The following is a 22,825-nucleotide window of genomic DNA, read 5'->3' as shown; positions in this document are numbered from 1 at the left end:
AGCCAACAATGGGAGTTAAGGTATGACAAATTACAAGAGTAATGGCGATCGCGTTCCCGATCACATCCTGGCCATGGCCGAAGAAGCCAAGGCAGGCAAAGTCGATCGCCGCGAGTTCCTCGCCATGGCGAGCGTGTTCGGCGCGTCGACTGCGATGGCCTACGGCATGCTCGGCGTAGCCGTGCCGACCCAAGCCAGGGCCGAAGAGGTGCAGGGCAAGAAGGGCGGCATCCTTAAAGTCGCGCAATGGGTCAAGGATCCCAAGGATCCGCGCAAGGCCGACTGGTCGGAAATCGCCAATGCCGAGCGTCAGGCGCTTGAGCCGCTGGTCAAGTACACCAGCGAATACACGTTCCGCCCGTACCTTCTGGAGAGCTGGGAGGTCAACGACGACGCCACCGAGTACACGTTGCATGTGCGCAAGGGTGTGACCTGGTCGAATGGCGATGCCTTCACCGCCGATGACGTCATCTTCAATCTCAAGCGCTGGGCCGACAAGAAGGCCGAGGGCAATTCCATGCCTGGCCGTCTCGGCACGCTGGTCAAGGACGACAAGCTCGACGAAAGCGCCGTGACCAAGGTTGACGACCACACCGTCAAGCTGAAGCTCGGCAAGGCTGACATCGCGCTCATTCCGAACATGTGCGACTATCCCGGCCTCATCGTGCACAAGAGCTTCGACGAGAAGGGCGGCGACTTCAAAGCCTGCCCGATCGGTACCGGCCCGTTCGAGCTCGTCTCCTACGATGTCGGCCAGAAGGTGGTCTACAAGCGCCGCGAGGACAACAAGTGGTGGGACGGCGAGGTGTTCCTCGACGGCATCGAATTCGTCGACTACGGCACCGATCCGGCAGCCATGGTCAGTGCCTTCGAGGCCGGCGAAGTCCATACCAATTTCGAGACCTCGGCCGACTATGTGTCAATCCTCGACGGACTGGACCTGGTCAAGTCCGAAATCGTCACCGCGTCGACCATCGTGTGCCGCACCAACATCAACAACAAGCCTTACGGCGACCAGAAGGTACGCAACGCGCTGCAACTCGCGGTCGACAACAATGTCGTCCTGCAGCTTGGCTACGGAAATGCCGGCACGGTGGCTGAAAACCACCATGTCTGCCAAATCCACCCGGAATATTACGAGCTGCCCAAAGTCGCTCGCGATCCGGCCAAGGCCAAGGCGCTGATGGCGGAAGCCGGCCAGGCCGACTTCGAGCATGAGCTGATCACGGTCGACGAAGACTGGCACAAGAATACCGGCGACGCCATCGCCGCGCAGATGCGCGACGCCGGCCTCAAGGTAAAGCGCACGGTGCTGCCGGGCTCGACGTTCTGGAACGACTGGACCAAGTATCCGCTGTCGATGACCAACTGGAACATGCGCCCGCTCGGCGTTCAGGTTCTGGCGATCGGCTACCGCACCGGCGAGGCGTGGAACGAGTCGGCCTATTCCAACCCCGAATGGGATGCCAAGCTCAATGCAGCATTGGCCGTTGCCGATGCGGCCAAGCGCAAGGAGATGATGAAGGACATCGAGCAGATCCTGCAGGATTCCGGCATCATGATCCAGCCATACTGGCGCAAGCTCTACAGCCACTCGGTCAAGGCGGTGCAGAATTACAAGATGCATCCGACCTTCGAGCGCGACTACGGCAAGGTCTGGCTCGACCAGGCGTGATCGGAACGTCAGGGAAGGGGCGCTTCGCTCCTTCCCGTCACGCCTCGCTTGGTCCAGAACCGGAAGCCGCCGCAGCAAAAAGTTGCGGACTCTCCTGAAAGACCGTTCAATAAAACTGGGTTGATTGCATCCGAGTGCCGATTTGACGGCCAACTCTGCCGGCAACGGCAAAGCTGGTTTTTCGAACTGGCTCCAACCCCAACCAGACCGGCAGGGGACCGCCATGCTTTCTTTCGTAATCCGGCGTCTCGGCACCATGGCATTGACGATGCTGTGCCTGACGATGATCGTCTTCTTCCTGATCAACCTCGAGCCGAATTTGAAGAAGCTGGCGATCAGCCAGACCGAAATGCACACATCGGCCGAACAGCTCGAAAGCTGGCTGGTCAACCATGGCTACCGGCAGAACTTCTTCGTGCGCTACGGGCAATGGCTGGGCGTCGTCCCGAAGCAACCGGTGACCGATCCGGCGACCGGCAAGCCGACGCAGCGTTTCTCCTTCTGCAACGATCCGCTGGAGCCGAAATTCTCCGGCATCCTGGAAGGTGATTTCGGCTGCTCGACGAAGTTCAAAACCTCCGTTGCGTCAAAGCTCTTCCCCGCACTCGCCGCCACCGGCATTCTGATGCTCTGCGTGCTGTTGGTGATGGTACCGATTTCGCTGCTGATCGGCATCCTGGCCGGCATGCGCGAGGGCTCGCGAACGGACCGAACGCTGTCCGTCGCCTCGATCGCGTCGACGGCGACGCCCGAATATGTGTCCGGCGTCATCTTCACCGTCATCTTCGCCTCCTGGCTCGGCTGGCTGAACGGTTCGGCCGCCTCGGCAAGCCAGGGCATCACCTTCTACAATTTCACCCTGCCGGTGATGACGCTGGCGATCTACGGCATCGGCTACATCGCCCGCATGACGCGCGCCTCGATGGTCGAGGTGATGACGCAGCAATATATCCGCACCGCCCGGCTGAAGGGGCTTTCCTTCGGCAGCGTCGTCGTCAAGCACGCGCTGCGTAATGCGCTGATCGCGCCGTTCACCGTCATCATGCTGCAATTTCCCTGGCTGCTTACCGGCGTCGTCATCGTCGAGGTGATGTTCCGCTACCAGGGCTTTGGCTACACGCTGGTCGAAGCCGCCGGCAACAACGACATCGATCTGCTGCTTGGCTGTTCACTGGTCTCGGTGTTCATCGTGCTGATCACGCAGCTCATCTCGGATGTCGGCTACGCGTTCCTCAATCCGCGTATCAGAGTTCAATAGGGGGCTGGGGCAGATGCAGGTCGAATATATCGGTGCCTTCAATGTCGTGCTCGGCGTGATTGGGCGTTTCTGGCCGGTCTGGTTAGGGCTTGCCCTGGTGATGGGAGCGAGCTTCGCCTACAAGAAAAGGCTAGGCCTCTACGGCCAGCTGTTCGATAGCGGCGTCGGCATTGTCGGTGTCGGCATCTGCCTGTTCTGGCTGTTCACTGCAATCTTCGCGTCGACCGTCGCGCCCTTCGATCCGCTCGCCCAGGTCCCGATCATGAAGGATGCGCTGCCGGGCGCGCTCGAGCCGGTATCGAAACTCATCTACTATTTCGGCGGCGACAAGCTCGCCCGCGATGTCTTTTCGCGCATGGTCTATGGCAGCCAGATCGTGCTGATCATCGCACCGGCTGCGACCGGTTTCGCGCTGATGGTCGGCATTACGCTCGGTCTGCCCGCCGGCTACTATGGCGGCCGGATCGACACTGTGCTGTCCTTCCTGGCCAATCTGGTGCTGGCCTTCCCGGTGATCCTGCTGTTTTACCTGCTGGTGACGCCGGGCATCATGGATACGCCGATCCCCTACGCCATGGCCGGGCTGTTCTTCCTGTTCCCGATCATCTTCTTTTCGGTGCTGTTCTGGACCCGCTACAAGAACCGGCCGGACCGCCTCTATATATTGCTCGGGCTGACGCTGGTCATCGGCGGCTGGGTCTATGCCGGCCTGGTGTTCGACGCCGATCCGTTCAAGATCATCCACATCGATCCCAACCAGCTCAACATCTTCGTGGCGGTGGTGTTCGCCTCCAGCCCCGGCGTGTTCCGCATCGTGCGCGGCCTGGTGATGGACATCAAGACGCGCGACTATGTGGCGGCGGCGCAGACGCGCGGTGAATCGCCCTGGTACATCATGCTGTGGGAGATCCTGCCCAATGCGCGCGGACCGCTGATCGTCGATGCCTGCCTGCGCATCGGCTACACCACGATCCTGCTCGGCACGCTCGGCTATTTCGGGCTGGGCCTGGCGCCGGAGAGCCCGGATTGGGGCACCGCGATCAAGGACGCCAGCCGCCTGCTGCGCTCGTTCATCCACCCGGCGCTGCCGCCGACAATCGCGCTGATGTCGTTCGTGCTGGGCTTGAACCTGCTTGCCGACTCGCTGCGCGAACAATCGATGAAAGACTGATCTGCGGGTTTCGGCCCCGCGAGCATAAAAATAGGATTGGAGCGACCCATGAATGAGGCAGTTCGAAATCCCGGCAACCCGACCCTTGGGCCAAGCGCTGCGCCGATCATCGAGATCGAGAACCTGTCGATCTCCTTCTTCACCCGCAAGGGCGAGATCCCTGCCGTCATGGACTTTTCCTGCACGGTGATGCCGGGCGAAGCCATGGGCATCGTCGGCGAGTCCGGCTGCGGCAAGTCGACCGTGTCGCTCGGCATCATGCGCGACCTCTCCAACATCGGAAAGATCGTCGGCGGCAAGATCAAGTTCCAGGGCAAGGACATGGGCGAGCTGTCCGACGAGGAGTTGCGCTCCATCCGCGGCAACAAGATCGCCATGATCTACCAGGAGCCGATGGCGAGCCTCAATCCGGCGATGAAGGTCGGCCAGCAATTGATGGAAGTGCCGCTGATCCACGACAAGGTGTCGAAGGAAGAGGCTTACAAAAGGGCGCTCGAAATGGTGCGCTCGGTGAGATTGCCCGATCCCGAACGCATGATGCGTTCCTATCCGCACCAGCTGTCCGGCGGCCAGCAGCAGCGCATCGTCATTGCCATGGCGCTGCTGTCGAAGCCGGCGCTGCTTCTGCTCGATGAACCGACGACGGCGCTCGACGTGACGGTGGAGGCCGGCATCGTCGAACTGGTCAAGGGGCTGGGCGAGAAGTTCGGCACGTCGATGATCTTCGTGTCGCACAATCTGGGCCTCATCCTCGAGACCTGCGACCGCATCACGGTGATGTATTCGGGCGAAGCGGTCGAGACCGGCAAGATCAAGGACGTGTTCGACCGGATGCGTCACCCCTATACGCAAGGGCTGTTCCGCTCGATTCCGCTGCCGGGCGCCGACAAGAATTCGCGGCCGCTGATCTCTATCCCCGGCCAGTTGCCGCTGCCGCATGAGCGGCCCAAGGGCTGCAATTTCGGGCCGCGCTGCCACCATTTCGTCGAGGGCGTCTGCAACGCCGCCGAAATCCCGATGATCGAGGTCGCCGGTCACGAAGGGCATTTCTCGCGCTGCGTGCGCTTCAACGAGATCGACTGGGAAGCGCTGCCTCCCGGCGCCAAGAAGGTCAATGAGAAGGTCGTGCCCGGCGCCCCGGTGCTCAAGATCGAGGATTTGAGAAAATACTACAAGGTCGGCGGCAGCGAAGTGTTCGGCTCCAGCGAAGGCCGCGTCGTCAAGGCCAATGAGACGATCTCGTTCATGGCGCGCGAATCCGAGACCGTCGCCATCGTCGGCGAGTCCGGCTGTGGAAAGTCGACACTGGCCAAGGTCCTGCTGGGGCTGGAGACGGCAAGTGCCGGCACAGTGACGCTGGGCAACAAGGAGATCCAGTCGACCGGCATCGAGAAGCGCAGCGTCGAAACGGTGTCGTCGATCCAGATGGTGTTCCAGAACCCGTTCGATACGCTCAATCCCAGCCACTCCGTCGGCTCGCAGATCATCCGCACGCTGGAAAAATTCAAAGTCGGCAACAATGTCGCCGAGCGGCGCAAGCGCATGCTGGAGCTGCTCGACCTGGTGAAGCTGCCGCGGGCCTTCGAGACGCGCAAGCCGCGTCAGCTCTCAGGCGGCCAGAAGCAGCGCATCGGCGTGGCGCGCGCCTTTGCCGGCGATGCCAAGGTGGTGGTGGCCGACGAGCCGGTGTCGGCACTCGACGTCTCGGTGCAGGCGGCGGTGACCGAGCTCCTGATGGACATCCAGCGCAAGAACAAGACGACGATGCTGTTCATCAGTCACGATCTGTCCGTCGTGCGCTACATCGCCGACCGGGTCGTCGTCATGTATCTCGGCTACATCGTCGAGCAGGGTACGACCGACCAGATCTTCGCGCCGCCCTACCACCCCTACACCGAGGCGCTTCTGTCGGCGATCCCGATCGCCGACACCAGCGTGGTCAAACGGCACATCGTGCTCGAAGGCGATATCCCGTCGGCGATGAACCCGCCGAGCGGCTGCCCGTTCCAGACGCGCTGCGGCTACAAGAGGCTGGTGCCGGACAATCTGTGCGAGACCAAGGTGCCGCCGGTGAAGCATCTCGGCGATGGCCATATGAGCCTGTGCTGGCTGTCGGACGATGTGCTGGCGACGATGGAGCCGGTGATCAAGTTCGACAGGGAACACGCAGCGCATGAGGGCGTGCCGGAAGACGCACCGGATGGGATCGGCCCCGGTTTCGCCGGCGAACCGCCGAAGCGCCCGCATGGCAAGAAGCCGAGCTGACCAGCCAAGAGGCAATGCCGCTCGTTGGCGCATTGCCGCAGCGTCGCCATAGCTCAAGGAACGACAGGCTACGTTCGCTTGAATATTGCTGTCCATTGCTTTATGTGATGCGTGATGTTTGATGCGCGATAGGGAGCATATTGTGAGAACCACACTTGCAATCGATGACGATGTCCTACTTGCGGCCAAGGCCATGGCGCGACAGCAGGATCGCAGCGTTGGCGATGTCATTTCCGATCTGGCTCGCCGCTCACTGCGCAGGCCACCGACCGGCGGTGAACGCAACGGCATCCCCTTGCTTGCATCGCGGCCCGACGGCCCGATGGTCGATCTCGAAATGGTCAATGCGCTTCGCGACGAATTGCCGTGACCTTCCTGCTCGACGTCAATGTCTTGATTGCGTTGATCGATCCGGCTCACGTCGCGCATGAAGATGCCCATCGGTGGTTTCAATCCACCGGGCATTTATCATGGGCAACATGTCCCATTACCGAGAATGGCGTCATCAGGATTGTAAGCAACCCGAAATACCCCAATTCTCCGGGTTCGCCCGCCGTGGTGGCGCAGATTGTCGGCAAGCTGCATGCCCTTTCAGGACATCAGTTCTGGCCTGACGAGATCAGCCTTGTCGGTTCCAACGACATCGATGCAGCCAGGATCCTCACCCCGGCACAGGTAACGGATAGCTATTTGTTGGGACTCGCCAAGGCGCGTGACGGCCAATTGGCGACGTTTGACCGAAAGCTGTCGACGGCAGCGGTAAAGGGAGGGAGGTCGATCCTCCACCTGATCCCAAGCGAATGAATGGCTGAGTTCTGCTTCGATCGCAAACTGCGTGGCTGCAAGACCGCTTGGCAACGTCAGCTGCCGCATTGCTGCAGCTGTTCGGCATAGTCGCGGGCCATCTTTTCGGTCGCCCTGGCATAGCCCTGCACGCCGGCATCGCCACGGTTGCCGCGGCCGTAGGCGGTCCAGCCGAGATAGTAGGCGAGATAGAGATTGTAGGTGTCGTTGCGGGCGACGCCGAACGTGTCTGATGTCTTGGAATGATACCAGCCGACGAAATCGACGGCATCGGCAAACTTGGTCCGCCGCGCCGCCCAGCTGCCGGTTTCGCTCTGATATTGCGACCAGGTGCCGTCGAGCGCCTGCGAGAAACCGGTGGCCGACGAGACATGTTTCCACGGAATGAAGCCGAGCAGTTTGGTACGCGGCGGCCTGGCATTGCTCTTGAAACCGGATTCCTTGCGCACCGTCGCCATCAGCACGGGGACGGGGACGCCGTATTTCTGCGAGGCGCGCTCGGCGGCCGACTGCCAGTTGTCGAACCAGCCGTCGTTCTGGTCGAAGACGGCGCAGACATTGTTGATATGGTTGGGCGGCGTCGCGCAGGCCGGCAAAGCCAGCAGCACGCCAACCGCTACAATTTTACTCAAATTCGAACTACGCATGGAAGACGGATAGGCTGAAATCATAAAGGGAATCTTGCGGCGTTTCTTAACGGCTTGCCGGCCCGGCTCCGCTGAGTGGGACCTGTATCATTATTCCGACCTTTTGCGTCGCCTCTGTCTCCATACGAATTCAAAAATGCCGCCTTGGCTAAAATCACGCCCGCGAAGGGCGGATTTCTGACAGCGATATCCGGATGCCGGCGCTCTGATGCCAGGCATGAATGAACCAAGACGAAAGCGCGGCGCGGAGCGAACCAGCAACCGGGGGCCTGCCGCCATCCCGCAACTTCCACTGCGGCGGGTGACCAATCCCTATCCGCCGATGGCGATGCTCTCAGTCGACCAGGTCGAAACGATCCACCAGGCGTCGATGCATATTCTGGAAAATTTCGGCATCGAGGTGATGTCTCAGCGGGCGCTGGCGCTGTTCGAGAAGGCGGGCGCAAAGGTCGACCATGCAACGGCGAACGTCCGCATCGACCGGGGCCTTGTCGCCGAGGCGCTGAAGACCACGCAGTCCAGCTATCGGCTGACGCCGCGCAATCGCGCCAACACCATTCATCTCGGCGGCAACACGATCAATTTCACCCTCGTCGCCGGGCCGCCCAATGTGCACGACATGGAGCGCGGCCGGCGCGCCGGAAACTTGCACGACTATGCCGATCTGACCCGGCTGGCGCAGCATTTCAACTGCATCCACATGCTCGGCAACCAGGTCTGCGCGCCGGTGGAACTGCCGGCCAACACCAGGCACATGGATACCTATTTCACCAATCTGACGCTGACCGACAAATCGTTCCATGTCTCGGCGATCGGACGAGGCCGGGCGCTGGACGGCATCGAGATGATGGCAATCGCGCGCGGGCTGACGCTGGACGAGATGCGCGATGATCCCGGCATTGCCACCATCATCTCGGTCAACTCGCCGCGGCGTTTCGACGAGATGATGGCCGAAGGGCTGATGACCATGGCTGAGTTCGGCCAGTCGGTGGCGGTGACGCCGTTCACGCTGATGGGCGCGATGAGCCCGGTGACGCTCGCCGGCGCCCTGGCGCAGCAGAATGCCGAGGCGCTGTTCGGCGTGGTGCTGACGCAACTGGTGCGCCCCGGCGCGCCAGTGATGTACGGCGCCTTCACCTCCAACGTCGACATGAAGTCGGGCGCGCCGGCCTTCGGAACGCCGGAGAACACCAAGGCCAACATCGCCTCGGGGCAATTGGCGCGGCGCTACAATCTGCCCTACCGCACGACACCGGGGTCGGCATCGAATGCGGCGGACGCGCAAGGCGCCTACGAGACGCTGATGGCGCTGTGGGGCGCTGTGCTCGGCCACGGCAACCTCGTCTATCATGCCGCCGGCTGGCAGGAGGGCGGGCTGACGGCATCGTTCGAAAAGCTCATCATCGATGTCGAGATGATCCAGCACATGATGGAATTCCTGCGCCCGATCGTCGTCGACGAGGCGGAGCTTGCTGTCGAGGCGCTGGGCGCGGTGCCGACCGGCGGCCATTTCTTCGGCGAACCGCACACGCTGGAACGCTATGCCACCGCCTTCTACCAGCCGATACTGTCCAACTGGCAGAATTACGAGGCATGGCAGGAGGCCGGCGGCCTCGACACGACGGCGCGCGCGACCCGGCTGTGGAAGAAGGCGCTGGAAGACTATGTCGAGCCGGTGATGGATATCGCCGTGCGCGAGGCGCTGGAGGCGTATGTGGCCAGGCGCAAGGAAGCGATCGGGCAGGGCGAGCCGTGACTTTTTCAGCGTCGGCGCGCGGCGCTGCCTTTCTGATTCACCTTATCTCCTCAACTCATTGATAACAGAGCAAAACTCATGAAATCGCATGCAAAGGTCGTGGTCATTGGCGGTGGCGTCGTCGGGTGTTCGGTGCTGTTCCATCTGGCCCGCCATGGCTGGACCGATGTCGTGCTGCTGGAGCGCGACGAGCTGACCTCGGGCTCGACCTGGCATGCGGCCGGCGGCATGCACACGATCAATGGCGACCCCAACGTCGCCAAGCTGCAGAAATACACGATCTCGCTCTACAAGGAGATCGAGGAGCTGTCGGGACAGGCGACCGGCGTACATCTGACCGGCGGCGTGCTTCTGGCGGCAACCGAGGCGCGGCTCGACTGGCTGCGCGGCGTCGTCGCCAAGGGGCGTTACCTCGGCATCGACCTCGAGGAGATATCGGCCAACGAAGCGGCCGAGCTGATGCCGCTGCTCGACCCGAAACAATTCGTCGGCGCCGTCCGCAACAAGGAGGACGGCCATCTCGATCCCTCCGGCGTGACGCATGCCTATGCCAAGGCCGCGCGGAAACTGGGCGCGGAAGTAGAGCGCTTCACCAAGGTGGAAGACATCGTCCGCCGTCCCGACGGCATGTGGCGCGTCATCACCAACAAGGGCGAAGTGGTGGCCGAGCATGTCGTCAATGCCGGCGGGTTATGGGCGCGCGAGGTCGGCCGCATGGTCGGGCTGGAACTGCCGGTGCTGGCCATGGAGCACATGTACCTGATCACCGAGGATATGCCGGAAGTCGCCGCCTGGAACGCCAAGACCGGCACCGAGATCATCCATGCCGTCGATTTCGATGGTGAGCTGTACCTGCGCCAGGAGCGCGGCGGCATGCTGATGGGCACGTATGAGAAGGCCAACAAGGTCTGGTCCGAATTCCAGACGCCGTGGAATTTCGGCCATGAACTGCTGGAGCCGGATATCGACCGCATCGCGCCGTCGCTCGAAGTCGGCTTCAGGCATTTCCCGGCCTTCGAGAGGACCGGCATCAGGCAGATCATCAACGGCCCCTTCACCTTCGCGCCGGACGGCAATCCGCTGGTCGGGCCGGTGCGTGGCCTTCCCGGCTTCTGGGTCGCCTGCGGCGTCATGGCGGGCTTTTCACAAGGCGGCGGCGTCGGCCTGGCGCTGTCCAACTGGATGATCGAGGGCGATCCCGGCGCCGACATCTGGGCGATGGATGTCGCGCGCTACGGCGACTGGGCGACGATGGCCTACACCAACGCCAAGGTGCGCGAGAACTATTCGCGCCGCTTCTCTATCCGCTTCCCCAATGAGGAGCTGCCCGCCGGGCGGCAGCTGAAGACGACGCCGATCTATGATCTGCTGTCGGCCAAGGGCGCGCAATGGGGCGTGTCCTATGGGCTGGAAGTGCCGCTCTGGTTTGCGCCCGAGGGTGTCAAGGACGAGTTCTCGTGGCGGCGGTCCAGCGATTTTTCCCATGTCGCCAATGAGGTCGCGACTGTTCGTGAGAGCGTCGGCCTGGCGGAGATTTCGAACTTCGCCAAATACAAGGTGACGGGAGGAGGGGCGGCCGCTTGGCTCGACCGGGTCTTTGCCTGCAAGTTGCCCAAGCCAGGCCGCATGACGCTGGCGCCGATGCTGAAGGATGACGGCAAGCTCATCGGCGATTTCACGCTGGCCAATATCGGTGCCACCAATTCCAACGGGACCGAGTGGTTCATCGCCGGCTCCGGTATCGCCGAGCAGTATCATATGCGCTGGTTCGAGGCGCATTTACCTGCGGATAGCTCAGTGCGCATGGAGGCGCTGGGGCAGAAACTGACCGGTCTGGCGATCGCCGGACCCAAGGCGAGGGAGGTGCTGGCGAAGGTCAGCCGCGCGGATGTCGCCAACACCGCATTCCCCTTCATGGCGGTCGCGAAAATGGACATCGGCACGGCGCCGTGCCTGGTCGGCCGCGTCAGCTACACCGGCGATCTCGGCTACGAGATCTGGGTGGCGCCGGAATATCAGCGCGCTGCCTTCCAGGCGTTGATGGCGGCAGGCGCGGAATTCGGCCTCGGCCTGTTCGGCTCGCGCGCGCTCAATGCGCTGCGGCTGGAGAAAAACTACGGCTCATGGGCGCGTGAATACCGGCCGATCTACGGGCCGCTGGAGGCCGGGCTCGACCGTTTCGTCGCCTATGGCAAGGATGCCGATTTCATCGGTAAAACCGGCGCTCTTGCCGAGCGCAAGCAGGGCGGCAAGCTCAGGCTGCGCACATTTATCCTCGACGCCGACGATGCCGATGTCATCGGCGACGAGCCGATCTGGTACGATGGCGCGGTGCGCGGCTGGGTGACGTCGGGCGGCTATGCGCATCACTCGAAGAAATCCGTCGCCATCGGCTATGTGCCGAAGGAGATCGCAGACAAGAGCGACGGCTTCGAAATCGAACTTTTGGGCAAGCGCCACGCGGCGCGCGTTCAGGCAGCGCCGCTCTTTGACGCGAACTTCGAGCGAATGCGCGCCTGAAGCGCTTCGGCTTCGCCGAGGCGCTTCAGATTCTTGTTTTGTGCAAGTCGTTTTTTGTGCAAGTCGTTATCCCAAAACCGCTGCGCACTTTTGGGCGACATGCATCAGGCGCGTCAGGTGCTGCGGCGGTTGTCGAGCGCGAAGGCGCCGGCGCCGGCAAACACCAGATAGAGGAAGATGAAGCAGAAGGAGATTGCCGCGTCGCCGCTGTTGTTGACCGGGAAGAAGTCGCGCGGGTAGTGCGCCATGAAATAGGCGATGGCCATCTCGCCGGCCAGAAGGAACGCGACCGGGCGGGTGAACAGACCGAGCGCCAGCAGGATGCCACCGGCGAACTCCAGGATGCCTGCCGTCGCCGTCAGGCCGGTAAGAGCGTGAGGCTCGGCGCTGACCGGAAAATTGAACAGTTTCTGCGAGCCATGTTCGACGAACTGCAGGGCTGTGATGATGCGCAGGACGCCGAGTGCCTGCGGCTGAAATCTGGCGAGACCGTCAAAAAGCTTCATCTAAACTCCATTTTTCCAACCCTGCGGCCCGGCCATAAATTATCACCCGGCGCTGGACCATTCACTTCGCGTGGCCTGTCATCAACAATCGGTGATTGGAAATCACTTCCAGTCTGGACTCCGAAATTTGTTCTCGTTATGGTTGCATACAGCTCGTTTAAGTTGTATACCTGCGTGTAGACACTCCAAACCAAACGGGTTCCTTCGCCATGAAAAAAGTCGCCATCAGCCTGTTCGCAATCCTCGCAAGCACCAGTTTCGCCGTGGCCGCTGAAGCTGGCTGCGATGGCTTCAAATGGCCGGTGACACGCGAGCAGGAACTGTTTCCGGCGGCGCCCGCCGCGCAGTCCGGTGCCTCTCTTGCTTTCGGCGAAGCCGCGGATATGGCGCTGGAGCCGGTCGATGCGGTCAGCTTCACGGTCTCACCGCAACGCGCGCCGGCAGCCGGCACGTTCGGCGCGACGGCAAACGTGGCCGTGCCACCGGAAGGAGAGCTCCAGATCAGCCTATCCGACGAGGCCTGGGTTGACGTCATTCAGGATGGCCAAGCCGTGAAATCAGCAGGTTTCACCGGCGTGAAGACCTGCCCCGGCATCCGCAAGAGCGTGCGCTTCAAGCTGACGCCTGGCGCAGCCACGATCCAGCTCAGCGGCGCCAGGAAAGAGAACCTCAAGGTTGCTGTGCTGGCGCCAGAGTGACCGCCCCGGACGCGCCTCTCATCGCACCGGCGGCGCGATGAGAGCAGTTCCGTGCAGGCGAGTACCGGAGGGGATCAGCGGCCCGGCGCGATCAGCGCGAAATAAGCGCCTTGCGGATCGGTGAACTGGGCAATCCATTGGCCGGTCGTCACCGGCATCGGACCCATGACAATTTTGCCGCCATTGTCGGTGACGCGTTTGGCGGCTGCGTCGATGGCGTCGACATTGAAGTAGAACAGCCAGACCGGCACCGGCAGCTGTTGCGGCTTGTTCATGATGCCGCCGCCGGATTCAGGGCCGGCTGAGAAGGTCTGATAGATGCCCATCTCGCCGACGTCCATGCTACCGGCATCAGTCCAGCCGAACTGGCTGGAGTAGAAATCGAAGGCCTTCTGGCGGTCGGACGCATAAAGCTCGTGCCAGCCGACATGGCCCGGCGTCGTTGCCGGAAGGACGGGCTGGTCGGGACCATTGGGCTGCAGGAACATGAAGGCGGCGCCTTGCGGGTCGGCGACGACGGAGAAGCGGCCGACGCCGGGAATGTCGTCGGGTTCGCGGTGAACAGTCCCGCCGGCGGCTTTCAGTGCCTCGGTCGAGGCATCGGTATCGCTGGTGTGCACATAGCCGAACCAGGCCGGCTTCAGACCCGTCCTGGCTGCTTCCTCGGGCAGGGTCATCAGCCCGCCCACGCCACGCTCGGCGGAGTTCACCACGATATAGCGCGGCATGCTGGGCGCTTTGTCGAAGGGCTCGGCCCGCCAGCCGACCACGGTGGTGTAAAATGCTTGCGCCGCATCGAGGTCGCTGGTCATCAACTCGTACCAGAAGAAGGGCATTGGGGATTTCGGCATTTTCGGTCTCCTCACCTTCATGCATAGATCGTCGTCCGATCCATCAAAGGACGTTTTCAGCGACGCAAATCCGACAGCGAAGCGGAGAAAGTTCAACGGCTGCGTTGACACGTCGTTCCGCACTTCGGCCCACCGGCGGCTTGCACATGCGGCGGTTTTCGACTTTCCTTGGGCAAACGAGGGGTAGTCGTTTCATGCGCCTTATGTCGCTCACGCCTGAGCTTGTGTCACTGTGTCATCGCGAAGAGGTCGATCCCGGACCCGACTGCAGTTGGACGCAGCTGAACGATGAGGATTACCGGACCTTGGCCTTGCGGCTGTCTGAAGAAGCAGACGAGGGGCCTTTGTGGGTGTTCGCCTATGGCTCGCTGATCTGGAAGCCGGCTTTCGAATCCGTCGAACGCCAGCGCGCCACTGCTTTCGGCTGGCACCGCTCCTTCTGCCTCGACATGGTGCGCTGGCGCGGCAGCGTCGCGCAGCCGGGGCTGATGATGGCGCTCGAACGCGGTGGCCGATGCGACGGCGTCATCTACCGCCTGCCCGACGGCGACAAGCCGCAGCAGATCGAAAGACTGCTGCGGCGCGAGATCGACGATCATGAGAGTGTCAGCTCGGTCCGGTGGGTTCCCGTGCGCACCCAGCAGGGCCGGATACGGGCGCTCGGCTTCTGGGTCGGGGTGACGGGCAGGGGAACCTCGCTCGGGCAGCCGCTGGACACGGTGGCGGGGGTGCTTGCCAGAGCCTGCGGCCATGTCGGCTCAGGCGCGGAATATCTCTACAACACCGTCAGCCACCTCGAGGAATTCGGCATCCGCGACCGCAATCTGTGGCGGCTGCAGCAACTGGTTGCCGACGAGATCCGGTCGATCCATGGCCGCTACGAGCTCCGGCCTTTCGCCCGTGCCATAGGCTGAAAGCCATAACATGAGTAGTCAAATCATATTATGAGCTAGTCTTTTCAATGGCTTGCGGCGAAAATTGACCAATTGATAAAAAAATAAAACGTGCTAGCCTTCCCCAAAACGAAAACGTGGGGAACTGACGATGCCAGAAGGCCAGTTCAAGGACGGCATTGCCGGCGGCCGGCTTGCCGCCGACCAGTACGCCGAGAATTTTTCCGACCTGCATCCGCCGCTCGATCACCACGAGGCGCTGGTCGAATCCGACCGCTGCTATTTCTGCTACGATGCGCCGTGCATGAATGCGTGCCCGACCTCGATCGACATTCCGCTGTTCATCCGCCAGATCTCGACCGGCAACCCGATCGGTTCGGCCAAGACGATTTTCGACCAGAACATATTGGGTGGCATGTGCGCCCGCGTTTGCCCGACCGAGACGCTGTGCGAAGAGGTCTGCGTGCGCGAGGTGGCGGAAGGCAAGCCGGTGCAGATCGGCCGCCTGCAGCGCTACGCCACCGATGTCGCCATGGCCGAGCACAAGCAGTTTTATTCGCGCGCTGAATCGACCGGCAAGTCGGTCGCCGTGGTCGGCGCCGGTCCGGCCGGCCTAGCCGCGGCGCACCGGCTCGCCCGCCATGGCCACGAGGTGACCATACTGGAAGCCCGCCCGAAGGCCGGCGGCCTCAACGAATACGGCATCGCCGCCTACAAGAGCATCGACAATTTCGCCCAGGCCGAGGTCGACTATGTCACGGGGATCGGCGGCATCGATATCCAGAACGGCAGGGCGCTCGGCCGCGACTACCAGCTGTCGGATCTGATCCGGAATTACGATGCGGTGTTTCTTGGCATGGGACTTGGCGGCGTCAACGCGCTGCGCGCAGATGGCGAGGAGGCCGGTGGCGTCGTCAATGCAGTCGAATTCATCGCCGAACTGCGCCAGGCCAGCGATCTCTCGAGCCTGCCAATCGGCAGGCGCGTCGTCGTCATCGGCGGCGGCATGACGGCGATCGACGCCGCCGTGCAGTCGAAGCTGCTCGGCGCCGAGGAGGTGACGATCTGCTACCGGCGCGGCCAGGAACACATGAACGCTTCCGAGTTCGAGCAGGATCTGGCAGCCGCCAACGGCGTCACCATCCGCCACTGGCTGCAGCCGAAGCGGGTCATTGTCGAAGGTGGCAAAGTGTCGGGCATCGAGCTCGAATACACAGCGATGAACGGCGACACGCTTGTCGGCACCGGCGAGCGGCTGACGCTGGCCGCCGACCAGGTGTTCAAGGCGATCGGCCAGAGCTTTGTGCCGGCGGCACTTAACGGCAGCGGTGCTGCGATCGAACTCGAAGCCGGCCGCATCAAGGTCGACGCAGAAGGGCGCACCTCGCTCGCCAATGTCTGGGCCGGCGGCGACTGCATTTTTGGCGGCGACGATTTGACGGTATCGGCCGTCGCGCAAGGCCGCGATGCGGCGGAGAGCATCAACCGGAGTCTGGCACAGGGATAGAGATCATGGCCTCAGTGGAATCAGGCATCGCGCGTCACTACGACGTCTCGGATCTTGAGCAGCACATTCTTGCCGTGCTCGCCGATACCGGCGTGGAAATTGCCCATCTACGCGCTGGCGATCTCGAAGCGGTCGACGAGTTCCACATTGGCGGTATCGCCGCCACCAGGGAACTCATAGGCCAGATGGGTTTGAAGCCGGGGGCCAGGCTGCTCGACATTGGTTCCGGCGTGGGTGGTCCAGCCCGCTTCGCCGCCAACAATGCCGGCGCCGATGTCACCGGCATTGATCTGACGCAAAGCTATGTCGACATCGCGACCAGCCTGTCGAAGCGGGTGGGAATGGCCGACAAAGTCCGGTTCGTGCAGGGCAGCGCGCTGGACATGCCGTTCAGCAACAAAAGCTTTGATACGGCCATGATCCTGCATGTCGGCATGAATCTTCCCGACAAGAAAAAGCTGATGAGCGAGGCGGCGCGTGTGCTCAAGCCGGGCGGCGTCTTTGCCGTCTACGATGTGATGCGGCTCAAGGCAGGTGCGCTGACCTATCCGCTGCCATGGGCATCCGACGAGGGCATGTCCTTCGTTGCCACGCCCGACGACTATCGTTCGGCTGCCGCCGCCGCGGGGTTCTCTGTAACCGCCGAGCGCCCTCGTGGCGCCTTCGCCATCGAATTTTTCGACACGATACGGGCGCGCATGGCTGCGGCGCAGGCGGAAGGAAAAAAGCCGCCGCCTGGCGTTAATCTTATCATGGGCGAGAACGCCGGCAACAAGATCGCCAATCTCACCCCCGCGCTTAAAGGCGGCATTCTCGCACCCGTGGAAATGCTCCTTCGTCTCGGTTGAAAGGGACCTGTCATGGCAGACATCCGCAACAATTTCGTCGGCATCAAATCGCCCAATCCGTTCTGGCTGGCTTCGGCGCCGCCGACCGACAAGGCCTACAATGTCATCCGCGCCTTCAAGGCGGGCTGGGGCGGCGTCGTGTGGAAGACGCTGGGCGAAGAAGGTCCGCCGGTGGTCAACGTCAACGGCCCGCGTTATGGCGCGATCTGGGGGGCGGACCGGCGCCTGCTCGGCCTCAACAATATCGAGCTGATCACCGACCGCGATTTGCAGGTCAATCTGCGCGAGATCAAGCAGGTCAAGAAGGATTGGCCCGACCGCGCCATCGTCGTCTCACTGATGGTGCCATGCGTCGAGGAAAGCTGGAAGGCGATCCTGCCGGTGGTCGAGGAGACCGAAGCCGACGGCATCGAGCTCAATTTCGGTTGCCCGCACGGCATGTCGGAACGCGGCATGGGCGCGGCTGTCGGCCAGGTGCCTGAATACATCGAAATGGTGGTGCGCTGGTGCAAGGCCAACACCCGCATGCCTGTCATCACCAAGCTGACGCCGAATATCACCGATGTGCGCAAGCCGGCGCGCGCCGCACTCTCCGGCGGAACCGACGCGGTGTCGCTGATCAACACCATCAACTCGATCACCGGCGTCGACCTCGACAGTTTCGCGCCGCAGCCGACCATCGACGGCAAGGGCTCGCATGGCGGCTATTGCGGCCCGGCGGTGAAGCCGATCGCCATGAACATGGTGGCCGAGATCGCCCGCGATCCGGAAACGCGCGGCCTGCCGATCTCCGGCATTGGCGGCATCACCACCTGGCGCGATGCGGCTGAATTCATGGCGCTCGGCGCCGGCAATGTGCAGGTGTGCACGGCGGCGATGACTTACGGCTTCAAGATCGTGCAGGAGATGATCGCCGGTCTCGAAAACTGGATGGACGAGAAAGGCCACGCCTCGCTCGACGACATTGTCGGCCGCGCCACGCCCAACGTCACCGACTGGCAGTATCTCAACCTCAACTACATCGCCAAGGCGCATATCGACCAGGACGCCTGCATCAAATGCGGCCGCTGCCACATCGCCTGCGAGGACACTTCGCACCAGGCGATCACCAACATGGTCGACGGCGTCAGGCATTTCGAGGTGATCGAGGCCGAATGCGTCGGCTGCAATCTGTGCGTCAATGTCTGCCCGGTCGAGAACTGCATCACTATGGAGCCGCTGGCCGCCGGCGTGATGGACCAGCGCACCGGCAAGCCGGTGTCGCCGGTCTATGCCAACTGGACGACGCACCCGAACAACCCGATGGCCAAGGTGGCTGCGGAGTAGGGGACGGGTCGAAGAAAAAAGCGGCGCTTTCGAGCGCCGTTTTTCATTTTCCTATTGCAGATATAATTTATCTAGGATAAAAGATATCCATGAATAGGAGCGCAACATCGTGAAGCTGGGCGAGGGTGTAGAAGCGGCCATCCATTGCGCGGCCACACTGGCCAGCGTGGAGGGCAACAGCACGATACCGGGTGCTGCTTTGGCAGAGTCCTTCGGCCTGTCGCCGAGCTATCTGCTGAAACATCTGAACCAGCTGACTGCTGCGCGCATCCTGGAATCGGTGCCGGGACCGGCGGGCGGCTACCGGCTGGCGCGTCCGGCCGAGCGCATCACGCTGCTCGATATCGTGCTTGCGGTCGAGGGTCGCGAGCCGGCCTTCCGCTGCGGCGAGATCCGCCAGCGCGGCCCGGTCAAGATCGATGCTTCGGCCTATGTGAAGCCGTGCGGCATCAATGCCGCGATGCTGAAAGCCGAGCGTGCCTATCGTGCCGCTCTCGCGGAAACCCGGTTGTCCGACATCGTGGCTGACTACAAGGCCGAAGGCGATCCGCGATCGTTTGCCGCCAGCTGTGCCTTTGTGGCGCGCCATCAGCGGCCGCAGAAACCCGCTTCGACCAAACAGATTTAATCCCCCGCCAAACAGATGTGAAAGGAAAGACGATGAAACAGAGACTGCAATTCTTCGCCAAGGCGCCTGAGATCATGAAAGCCGTGTCGGCGCTTAACAAGGCGGTCGACGAATGCGGGCTTGAAGTGAGCCTGCTGCATTTGATCAAGCTCCGCGCCTCGCAGATCAATGGCTGCTCCTACTGCGTCGAGATGCATAGCCGCGAGGCGAGGCGCGATGGCGAAACCGAGACACGGCTCTATCTGGTTTCGGCCTGGAAGGAATCGCCGCTGTTTTCCGAGCGCGAACGCGCGGCGCTTGCTTGGACCGAGGCAACGACCCTGATCGCCAACAATGGCGTTTCGGACGAACTCTATGCCCGCACGCTAGAGCACTTCTCGGAAGAGGAACTGGTCAAGCTGTCGGTCGCGATCGGCATGATCAACACCTGGAACCGGCTCTGCATCCCGTTCCACGCCATTCACCCGATGCCGGCTGCCAAAGCAGCCTGACCGTCCGGTTAGTCATGGAGCGCCGTGGAAAGGGCGGCGCTCCACCTGGTTCATGCTTAAGTACGGGGAAGATTTCATGCCTGTCGATTTGCCTTCGACCCTGTTGTTTCTCGGCCGCCTGTTGCTTGGCGGCGCCTTCGTAAATGTTCAAAACGAGGCGTTCCTGACCGGGCTGATGGCCGCGCGCGGCGTGCCGCAGGCGAGATTGGCGTTGTGGGCCGGCATCGTCCTGCAGACCATTGCCGGCGCGCTGGTGATGGCCGGCCTGTGGACCGCGATCGCTAGTGCTGTGCTGGTGCTGTTTCTCATTGTCGCGATGCCGATGTTCCACAATTTCTGGGACCATCAGGGCCCGGACCGGGCCTCGCGCATCAACGGCTTCGTCGGCAACGTCGCCCTGGCCGGAGGCTTTCTCACGCTGATCGCACAGTCGCTGTAAGGTCACGCCGCGAAGCGCAAACCGCCATCGCAGGTCAGCACCTGGCCGGTCATGAAGCCGTTGGAGACGAGAAAGGCGATTGCGCCGGCGACGTCTTCGGCGCGGCCGATCCTGCCCACCGGGGTTTTGCCGGCATATTCGCTGAACACCGCCTGCCGCTGGTCTTCGGCCAGAAAATCCCACCATGGCGTGTCGATGACGCCGGGCGCCACGACGTTGACGCGCAGAGGCTTCAGTTCGACCGCCAGGATCGGCACCACCGTCAGCAGCATGCCGTTGACGGCGGCAATGCCAGCCACGCCGGGCGCCGACAATTGTGCCGACACCGCCGAGATGAAAGTGACCGATCCCGATCTGTTGAGCGTCGGTAAGGCTGCCTGCAAACAGGACAGCTGCGGCCTGACTTTCTCGTCGACGCCGCCGGCGATGTCTGAGAGGTCGAGGGTTTCGAACCGCCCAAGTCCCTTGCCGCCGCTGGCAGCCAGCACGAGGTGATCGAACGGTCCGAGTTCCCCAAAGAACTGGCGGACTTCGTCCGGCTTCGAAGCATCGAAGGCAGCTTTTTCGGCGGCGCCGCCGAGGCTCTTCCAGGCGCTGGTGAGCTTGTCCTGGTTTCGTCCGGTGATGGTCACCTTCATGCCTGGGCCCAGCAGTTTTCGCGCCGTTGCCAGGCCGATGCCGGACGAGCCGCCGACGACGACCGTGTGTTCGATCTTGCCGGTCATGAATGCTGTTCCTTCGATTGTGGGGAAGCCTGGCCGACGAAGTCGAGGCTCAGGGTTCGCAATTGCTGTCTGGCCTTGGCGTCATAGGCTTGTGCTTCGGCGCGGGATTCCTTTTGGCCGTCGAAATAGAGGCCACTGCGGCCCTCCAGGGCGGGCGATGTCGCGAGGTTGAGAATGGCGTCGGCGCCGGTCTCGACCGAGCTCCATGGCGTCACGCCGGCTTGGCGGACCATGGTGGTGTTCATGTAGCTCGCTGGATGCAGAGCGTTGACGGTGACGCCGCTGCCTTTCAACTCTCCGGCCAGGTCGATGGTGAACAGGATCTGCGCCAGCTTGCTCTGGCAATAGGCGCGCACGCCGTCATAGGAACGTGTCAGCATGACATCGCCGAAATCGATCGCCTGCTGGCCGGCCGAAGCGACGTTGATGATGCGCGCCGGCGAACTCGCCTTGAGCAGCGGCAGCAGTTCCGAGGTCAGCAGGAAACCGGCGAGATAGTTGACCGCAAAGCGCAGTTCGAAGCCGTCGGCGCTGAGCTGTCGCTTGGCGCCGGCCGTGCCGATGCCGGCATTGTTGATGAGGATGTCGAGCGGGTCGGTTTTTGCGCGTACGGCCTCGGCAAGGCGGCGGACCTCGGCTAGCGAGGCGAGGTCGGCGGCGAGGAACTCGGCTTTGCCGCCGGCGGATTCGATTTCTGCGACGGTTGCCTTGCCGCGAGCCGCGTCACGGCCATGCACCAGCACGTGCGCGCCGCCGGCGCCCAGCCTTCGCCCGACGACACGGCCGACGCCGTCGGTCGAACCGGTGATGAGGATTGTCTTGTCTTTCAGATCCATATTCAGAGCCTCCATCTCTCTGGATGGAAGATGGGGCGCCTGACCCAGCCCAAACAGTTCAAACTTTATCCTGGTATCAATACTGCTATAATAGCTCTCATGGATGCCCCCACGCACTCCGCTGAAGACAGCCGCCGGCGCGAGCTTGGCGCCTTCCTGCGCTCGCGCCGCGAAAGATTGACGCCGTCCGCCACCGGCATCGCGACCGGCCTGCGGAGACGCACGCCAGGCTTGCGTCGCGAGGAAGTGGCGATGATCGCCGGCGTCGGCACCACCTGGTACACATGGCTAGAGCAGGGGCGCGAGGTCAGACCCTCGGTGGAGGTGCTAGCGGCGCTCAGCGAAGCGCTGCGCCTCGACGCCGTTGAAAGGCGGCATCTGTTCATCCTGGCAGGCCGCCAGCAACCGGAGAACCGCGTGGCTGCGCCGGAAAAGGTCGATGGCCCGCTGATGCATATGCTGGAGAGCCTGGTGCTGCAGCCGGCCTATGTCGTCGGGCGGCGCTGGGATGTGCTGGCCTGGAATCCGGCGGCGGTAGCGGTGTTCGGTGATTATGGCCTGCTAGAGGGCGACGCCCGCAACATCGTCCACATGGTTTTCACCAATCCGCATCACCGGCGCCTGCTGGTTGACTGGGAGCAATTGGCGCGCACCGTGCTGGCCTCGTTCCGGGCGGAAAGCGCCCGCTATGTGGGCGATGCGGATTTCGAGCGGCTGATCGTGCTTATGACGCGCTCAAGTCCGGAGTTTCGCGACTGGTGGCCGCAACGCGACGTGGCACGCCGATTGTCGGGGGTGAAACATGTCCGACATCCGAGAGCCGGCGCCATGACGTTCGAGCATATGAGCCTGTCGATCGACGACGGCTCGGACATGAAGCTGATCGTCTACACGCCGCTGGCCGAACAGAATTCGATCGAGAAGCTGCAGAATTTGCTTGAGGCGATGCCGGCGGAGCGCCGCAGCGCCTGACGCCCAAAG

At 62.5% G+C, this 22,825-nt stretch carries 22 protein-coding genes; 17 read left to right on the top strand and 5 right to left on the bottom strand.

All coding sequences use genetic code 11. From position 1 onward, the window contains the following. The first annotated feature begins 22 nt into the window (after nt 1-22). The 6 genes from ACYG9Z_RS04510 to ACYG9Z_RS04485 all read left to right on the top strand — a co-directional run bounded on the left by ACYG9Z_RS04510 (nt 23) and on the right by ACYG9Z_RS04485 (nt 7,173). Nucleotides 23-1,675, top strand: coding sequence for an ABC transporter substrate-binding protein (locus ACYG9Z_RS04510; protein WP_023668187.1), 1,653 nt, complete (start codon nt 23-25; stop codon nt 1,673-1,675). Between the two features lie 223 nt (nt 1,676-1,898). Next, on the top strand, nt 1,899-2,933 hold the full coding sequence (locus ACYG9Z_RS04505; protein WP_023668188.1) for an ABC transporter permease: 1,035 nt from the start codon (nt 1,899-1,901) through the stop codon (nt 2,931-2,933). A 13-nt stretch (nt 2,934-2,946) separates the two neighbouring features. Further along, nucleotides 2,947-4,104, top strand: coding sequence for an ABC transporter permease (locus ACYG9Z_RS04500; protein ID WP_023682205.1), 1,158 nt, complete (start codon nt 2,947-2,949; stop codon nt 4,102-4,104). A 48-nt stretch (nt 4,105-4,152) separates the two neighbouring features. Further along, complete coding sequence (locus tag ACYG9Z_RS04495; RefSeq protein ID WP_023668190.1) at nt 4,153-6,369, top strand: dipeptide ABC transporter ATP-binding protein; 2,217 nt, start codon at nt 4,153-4,155, stop codon at nt 6,367-6,369. 142 nt (nt 6,370-6,511) lie between these two features. Further along, nucleotides 6,512-6,739 carry a hypothetical protein gene (locus ACYG9Z_RS04490; RefSeq protein ID WP_023668191.1) on the top strand — a complete coding sequence of 76 codons (228 nt, stop codon included), beginning with the start codon at nt 6,512-6,514 and terminating at the stop codon, nt 6,737-6,739. Beyond that, complete coding sequence (locus tag ACYG9Z_RS04485; protein WP_023682204.1) at nt 6,736-7,173, top strand: TA system VapC family ribonuclease toxin; 438 nt, start codon at nt 6,736-6,738, stop codon at nt 7,171-7,173. The genes ACYG9Z_RS04490 and ACYG9Z_RS04485 overlap by 4 nt, the downstream gene beginning before the upstream one ends. 56 nt (nt 7,174-7,229) lie before the next feature. Here the strand turns inward: ACYG9Z_RS04485 and ACYG9Z_RS04480 are convergent, their stop codons facing one another. After that, on the bottom strand, nt 7,230-7,820 hold the full coding sequence (locus tag ACYG9Z_RS04480) for a transglycosylase SLT domain-containing protein (RefSeq protein WP_023682203.1): 591 nt from the start codon (nt 7,818-7,820) through the stop codon (nt 7,230-7,232). 217 nt (nt 7,821-8,037) lie between these two features. Here ACYG9Z_RS04480 and ACYG9Z_RS04475 point away from each other — a divergent pair, with 217 nt between their 5' ends. Continuing rightward, nucleotides 8,038-9,576 carry a trimethylamine methyltransferase family protein gene (locus tag ACYG9Z_RS04475; RefSeq protein ID WP_023714801.1) on the top strand — a complete coding sequence of 513 codons (1,539 nt, stop codon included), beginning with the start codon at nt 8,038-8,040 and terminating at the stop codon, nt 9,574-9,576. A 78-nt stretch (nt 9,577-9,654) separates the two neighbouring features. Next, the gene (locus ACYG9Z_RS04470) at nt 9,655-12,096 is read left to right on the top strand and encodes a GcvT family protein (RefSeq protein ID WP_023682201.1); all 2,442 of its coding nucleotides are present in this window, start codon (nt 9,655-9,657) and stop codon (nt 12,094-12,096) included. A 113-nt stretch (nt 12,097-12,209) separates the two neighbouring features. Here ACYG9Z_RS04470 and ACYG9Z_RS04465 read toward each other — a convergent pair whose 3' ends face one another. Further along, nucleotides 12,210-12,602 carry a DoxX family protein gene (locus tag ACYG9Z_RS04465; protein WP_023682200.1) on the bottom strand — a complete coding sequence of 131 codons (393 nt, stop codon included), beginning with the start codon at nt 12,600-12,602 and terminating at the stop codon, nt 12,210-12,212. Nucleotides 12,603-12,811: 209 nt separating this feature from the next. On the opposite strand from ACYG9Z_RS04465, the gene ACYG9Z_RS04460 reads away from it, so the two are divergent. Beyond that, nucleotides 12,812-13,300 carry a hypothetical protein gene (locus ACYG9Z_RS04460; RefSeq protein ID WP_023682199.1) on the top strand — a complete coding sequence of 163 codons (489 nt, stop codon included), beginning with the start codon at nt 12,812-12,814 and terminating at the stop codon, nt 13,298-13,300. Between the two features lie 74 nt (nt 13,301-13,374). Here the strand turns inward: ACYG9Z_RS04460 and ACYG9Z_RS04455 are convergent, their stop codons facing one another. After that, nucleotides 13,375-14,151 carry a VOC family protein gene (locus ACYG9Z_RS04455; protein ID WP_023752969.1) on the bottom strand — a complete coding sequence of 259 codons (777 nt, stop codon included), beginning with the start codon at nt 14,149-14,151 and terminating at the stop codon, nt 13,375-13,377. Nucleotides 14,152-14,345: 194 nt separating this feature from the next. Between ACYG9Z_RS04455 and ACYG9Z_RS04450 the strand changes: the two genes are divergently transcribed. From ACYG9Z_RS04450 to ACYG9Z_RS04420, 7 genes are all read left to right on the top strand, one after another. After that, the gene (locus ACYG9Z_RS04450; RefSeq protein WP_023682197.1) at nt 14,346-15,065 is read left to right on the top strand and encodes a gamma-glutamylcyclotransferase; all 720 of its coding nucleotides are present in this window, start codon (nt 14,346-14,348) and stop codon (nt 15,063-15,065) included. Between the two features lie 130 nt (nt 15,066-15,195). Then, nucleotides 15,196-16,551, top strand: coding sequence for an NAD(P)-dependent oxidoreductase (locus ACYG9Z_RS04445; protein WP_023752970.1), 1,356 nt, complete (start codon nt 15,196-15,198; stop codon nt 16,549-16,551). 5 nt (nt 16,552-16,556) lie between these two features. Beyond that, complete coding sequence (locus ACYG9Z_RS04440) at nt 16,557-17,399, top strand: class I SAM-dependent methyltransferase (protein WP_023752971.1); 843 nt, start codon at nt 16,557-16,559, stop codon at nt 17,397-17,399. Between the two features lie 12 nt (nt 17,400-17,411). After that, on the top strand, nt 17,412-18,725 hold the full coding sequence (gene preA, locus ACYG9Z_RS04435) for an NAD-dependent dihydropyrimidine dehydrogenase subunit PreA (protein ID WP_023752972.1): 1,314 nt from the start codon (nt 17,412-17,414) through the stop codon (nt 18,723-18,725). 109 nt (nt 18,726-18,834) lie between these two features. Continuing rightward, on the top strand, nt 18,835-19,353 hold the full coding sequence (locus ACYG9Z_RS04430; RefSeq protein ID WP_023668205.1) for an RrF2 family transcriptional regulator: 519 nt from the start codon (nt 18,835-18,837) through the stop codon (nt 19,351-19,353). 32 nt (nt 19,354-19,385) lie between these two features. After that, nucleotides 19,386-19,844, top strand: coding sequence for a carboxymuconolactone decarboxylase family protein (locus ACYG9Z_RS04425; RefSeq protein WP_023668206.1), 459 nt, complete (start codon nt 19,386-19,388; stop codon nt 19,842-19,844). Nucleotides 19,845-19,920: 76 nt separating this feature from the next. Further along, complete coding sequence (locus ACYG9Z_RS04420) at nt 19,921-20,283, top strand: DoxX family protein (protein ID WP_023752973.1); 363 nt, start codon at nt 19,921-19,923, stop codon at nt 20,281-20,283. 2 nt (nt 20,284-20,285) lie between these two features. Here the strand turns inward: ACYG9Z_RS04420 and ACYG9Z_RS04415 are convergent, their stop codons facing one another. Both ACYG9Z_RS04415 and ACYG9Z_RS04410 read right to left on the bottom strand, forming a co-directional pair. Beyond that, nucleotides 20,286-21,008: an SDR family oxidoreductase gene (locus ACYG9Z_RS04415; RefSeq protein ID WP_023752974.1), complete on the bottom strand. Its 723-nt coding sequence runs from the start codon at nt 21,006-21,008 to the stop codon at nt 20,286-20,288. Next, nucleotides 21,005-21,844, bottom strand: a complete 840-nt coding sequence (locus ACYG9Z_RS04410; protein ID WP_023752975.1) for an SDR family oxidoreductase — start codon at nt 21,842-21,844, stop codon at nt 21,005-21,007. Before ACYG9Z_RS04410 ends, ACYG9Z_RS04415 begins: the two co-directional genes overlap by 4 nt. Nucleotides 21,845-21,943: 99 nt before the next feature. On the opposite strand from ACYG9Z_RS04410, the gene ACYG9Z_RS04405 reads away from it, so the two are divergent. Beyond that, a complete protein-coding gene (locus ACYG9Z_RS04405) occupies nt 21,944-22,816 on the top strand; it encodes a helix-turn-helix transcriptional regulator (RefSeq protein WP_023729382.1) in 873 nt (290 codons plus the stop codon). The last annotated feature ends 9 nt before the right edge of the window (nt 22,817-22,825 follow it).

The sequence above is a fragment of the Mesorhizobium sp. RSR380A genome (assembly GCF_054719385.1).
The sequence above is the reverse complement of the archived record's forward strand: the minus strand, read 5'-3'. Positions and strand labels throughout refer to the sequence as shown.

Coding starts and splice junctions, on each gene's coding strand:
- ACYG9Z_RS04510 (WP_023668187.1), top strand. CDS start 23: ATGACAAATTACAAGAGTAATGGCGATCGCGTTCCCGATCACATCCTG.
- ACYG9Z_RS04505 (WP_023668188.1), top strand. CDS start 1,899: ATGCTTTCTTTCGTAATCCGGCGTCTCGGCACCATGGCATTGACGATG.
- ACYG9Z_RS04500 (WP_023682205.1), top strand. CDS start 2,947: ATGCAGGTCGAATATATCGGTGCCTTCAATGTCGTGCTCGGCGTGATT.
- ACYG9Z_RS04495 (WP_023668190.1), top strand. CDS start 4,153: ATGAATGAGGCAGTTCGAAATCCCGGCAACCCGACCCTTGGGCCAAGC.
- ACYG9Z_RS04480 (WP_023682203.1), bottom strand. CDS start 7,820: ATGCGTAGTTCGAATTTGAGTAAAATTGTAGCGGTTGGCGTGCTGCTG.
- ACYG9Z_RS04475 (WP_023714801.1), top strand. CDS start 8,038: ATGAATGAACCAAGACGAAAGCGCGGCGCGGAGCGAACCAGCAACCGG.
- ACYG9Z_RS04470 (WP_023682201.1), top strand. CDS start 9,655: ATGAAATCGCATGCAAAGGTCGTGGTCATTGGCGGTGGCGTCGTCGGG.
- ACYG9Z_RS04465 (WP_023682200.1), bottom strand. CDS start 12,602: ATGAAGCTTTTTGACGGTCTCGCCAGATTTCAGCCGCAGGCACTCGGC.
- ACYG9Z_RS04460 (WP_023682199.1), top strand. CDS start 12,812: ATGAAAAAAGTCGCCATCAGCCTGTTCGCAATCCTCGCAAGCACCAGT.
- ACYG9Z_RS04455 (WP_023752969.1), bottom strand. CDS start 14,151: ATGCCGAAATCCCCAATGCCCTTCTTCTGGTACGAGTTGATGACCAGC.
- ACYG9Z_RS04450 (WP_023682197.1), top strand. CDS start 14,346: ATGCGCCTTATGTCGCTCACGCCTGAGCTTGTGTCACTGTGTCATCGC.
- ACYG9Z_RS04445 (WP_023752970.1), top strand. CDS start 15,196: ATGCCAGAAGGCCAGTTCAAGGACGGCATTGCCGGCGGCCGGCTTGCC.
- ACYG9Z_RS04440 (WP_023752971.1), top strand. CDS start 16,557: ATGGCCTCAGTGGAATCAGGCATCGCGCGTCACTACGACGTCTCGGAT.
- preA (WP_023752972.1), top strand. CDS start 17,412: ATGGCAGACATCCGCAACAATTTCGTCGGCATCAAATCGCCCAATCCG.
- ACYG9Z_RS04425 (WP_023668206.1), top strand. CDS start 19,386: ATGAAACAGAGACTGCAATTCTTCGCCAAGGCGCCTGAGATCATGAAA.
- ACYG9Z_RS04420 (WP_023752973.1), top strand. CDS start 19,921: ATGCCTGTCGATTTGCCTTCGACCCTGTTGTTTCTCGGCCGCCTGTTG.
- ACYG9Z_RS04415 (WP_023752974.1), bottom strand. CDS start 21,008: ATGACCGGCAAGATCGAACACACGGTCGTCGTCGGCGGCTCGTCCGGC.
- ACYG9Z_RS04410 (WP_023752975.1), bottom strand. CDS start 21,844: ATGGATCTGAAAGACAAGACAATCCTCATCACCGGTTCGACCGACGGC.
- ACYG9Z_RS04405 (WP_023729382.1), top strand. CDS start 21,944: ATGGATGCCCCCACGCACTCCGCTGAAGACAGCCGCCGGCGCGAGCTT.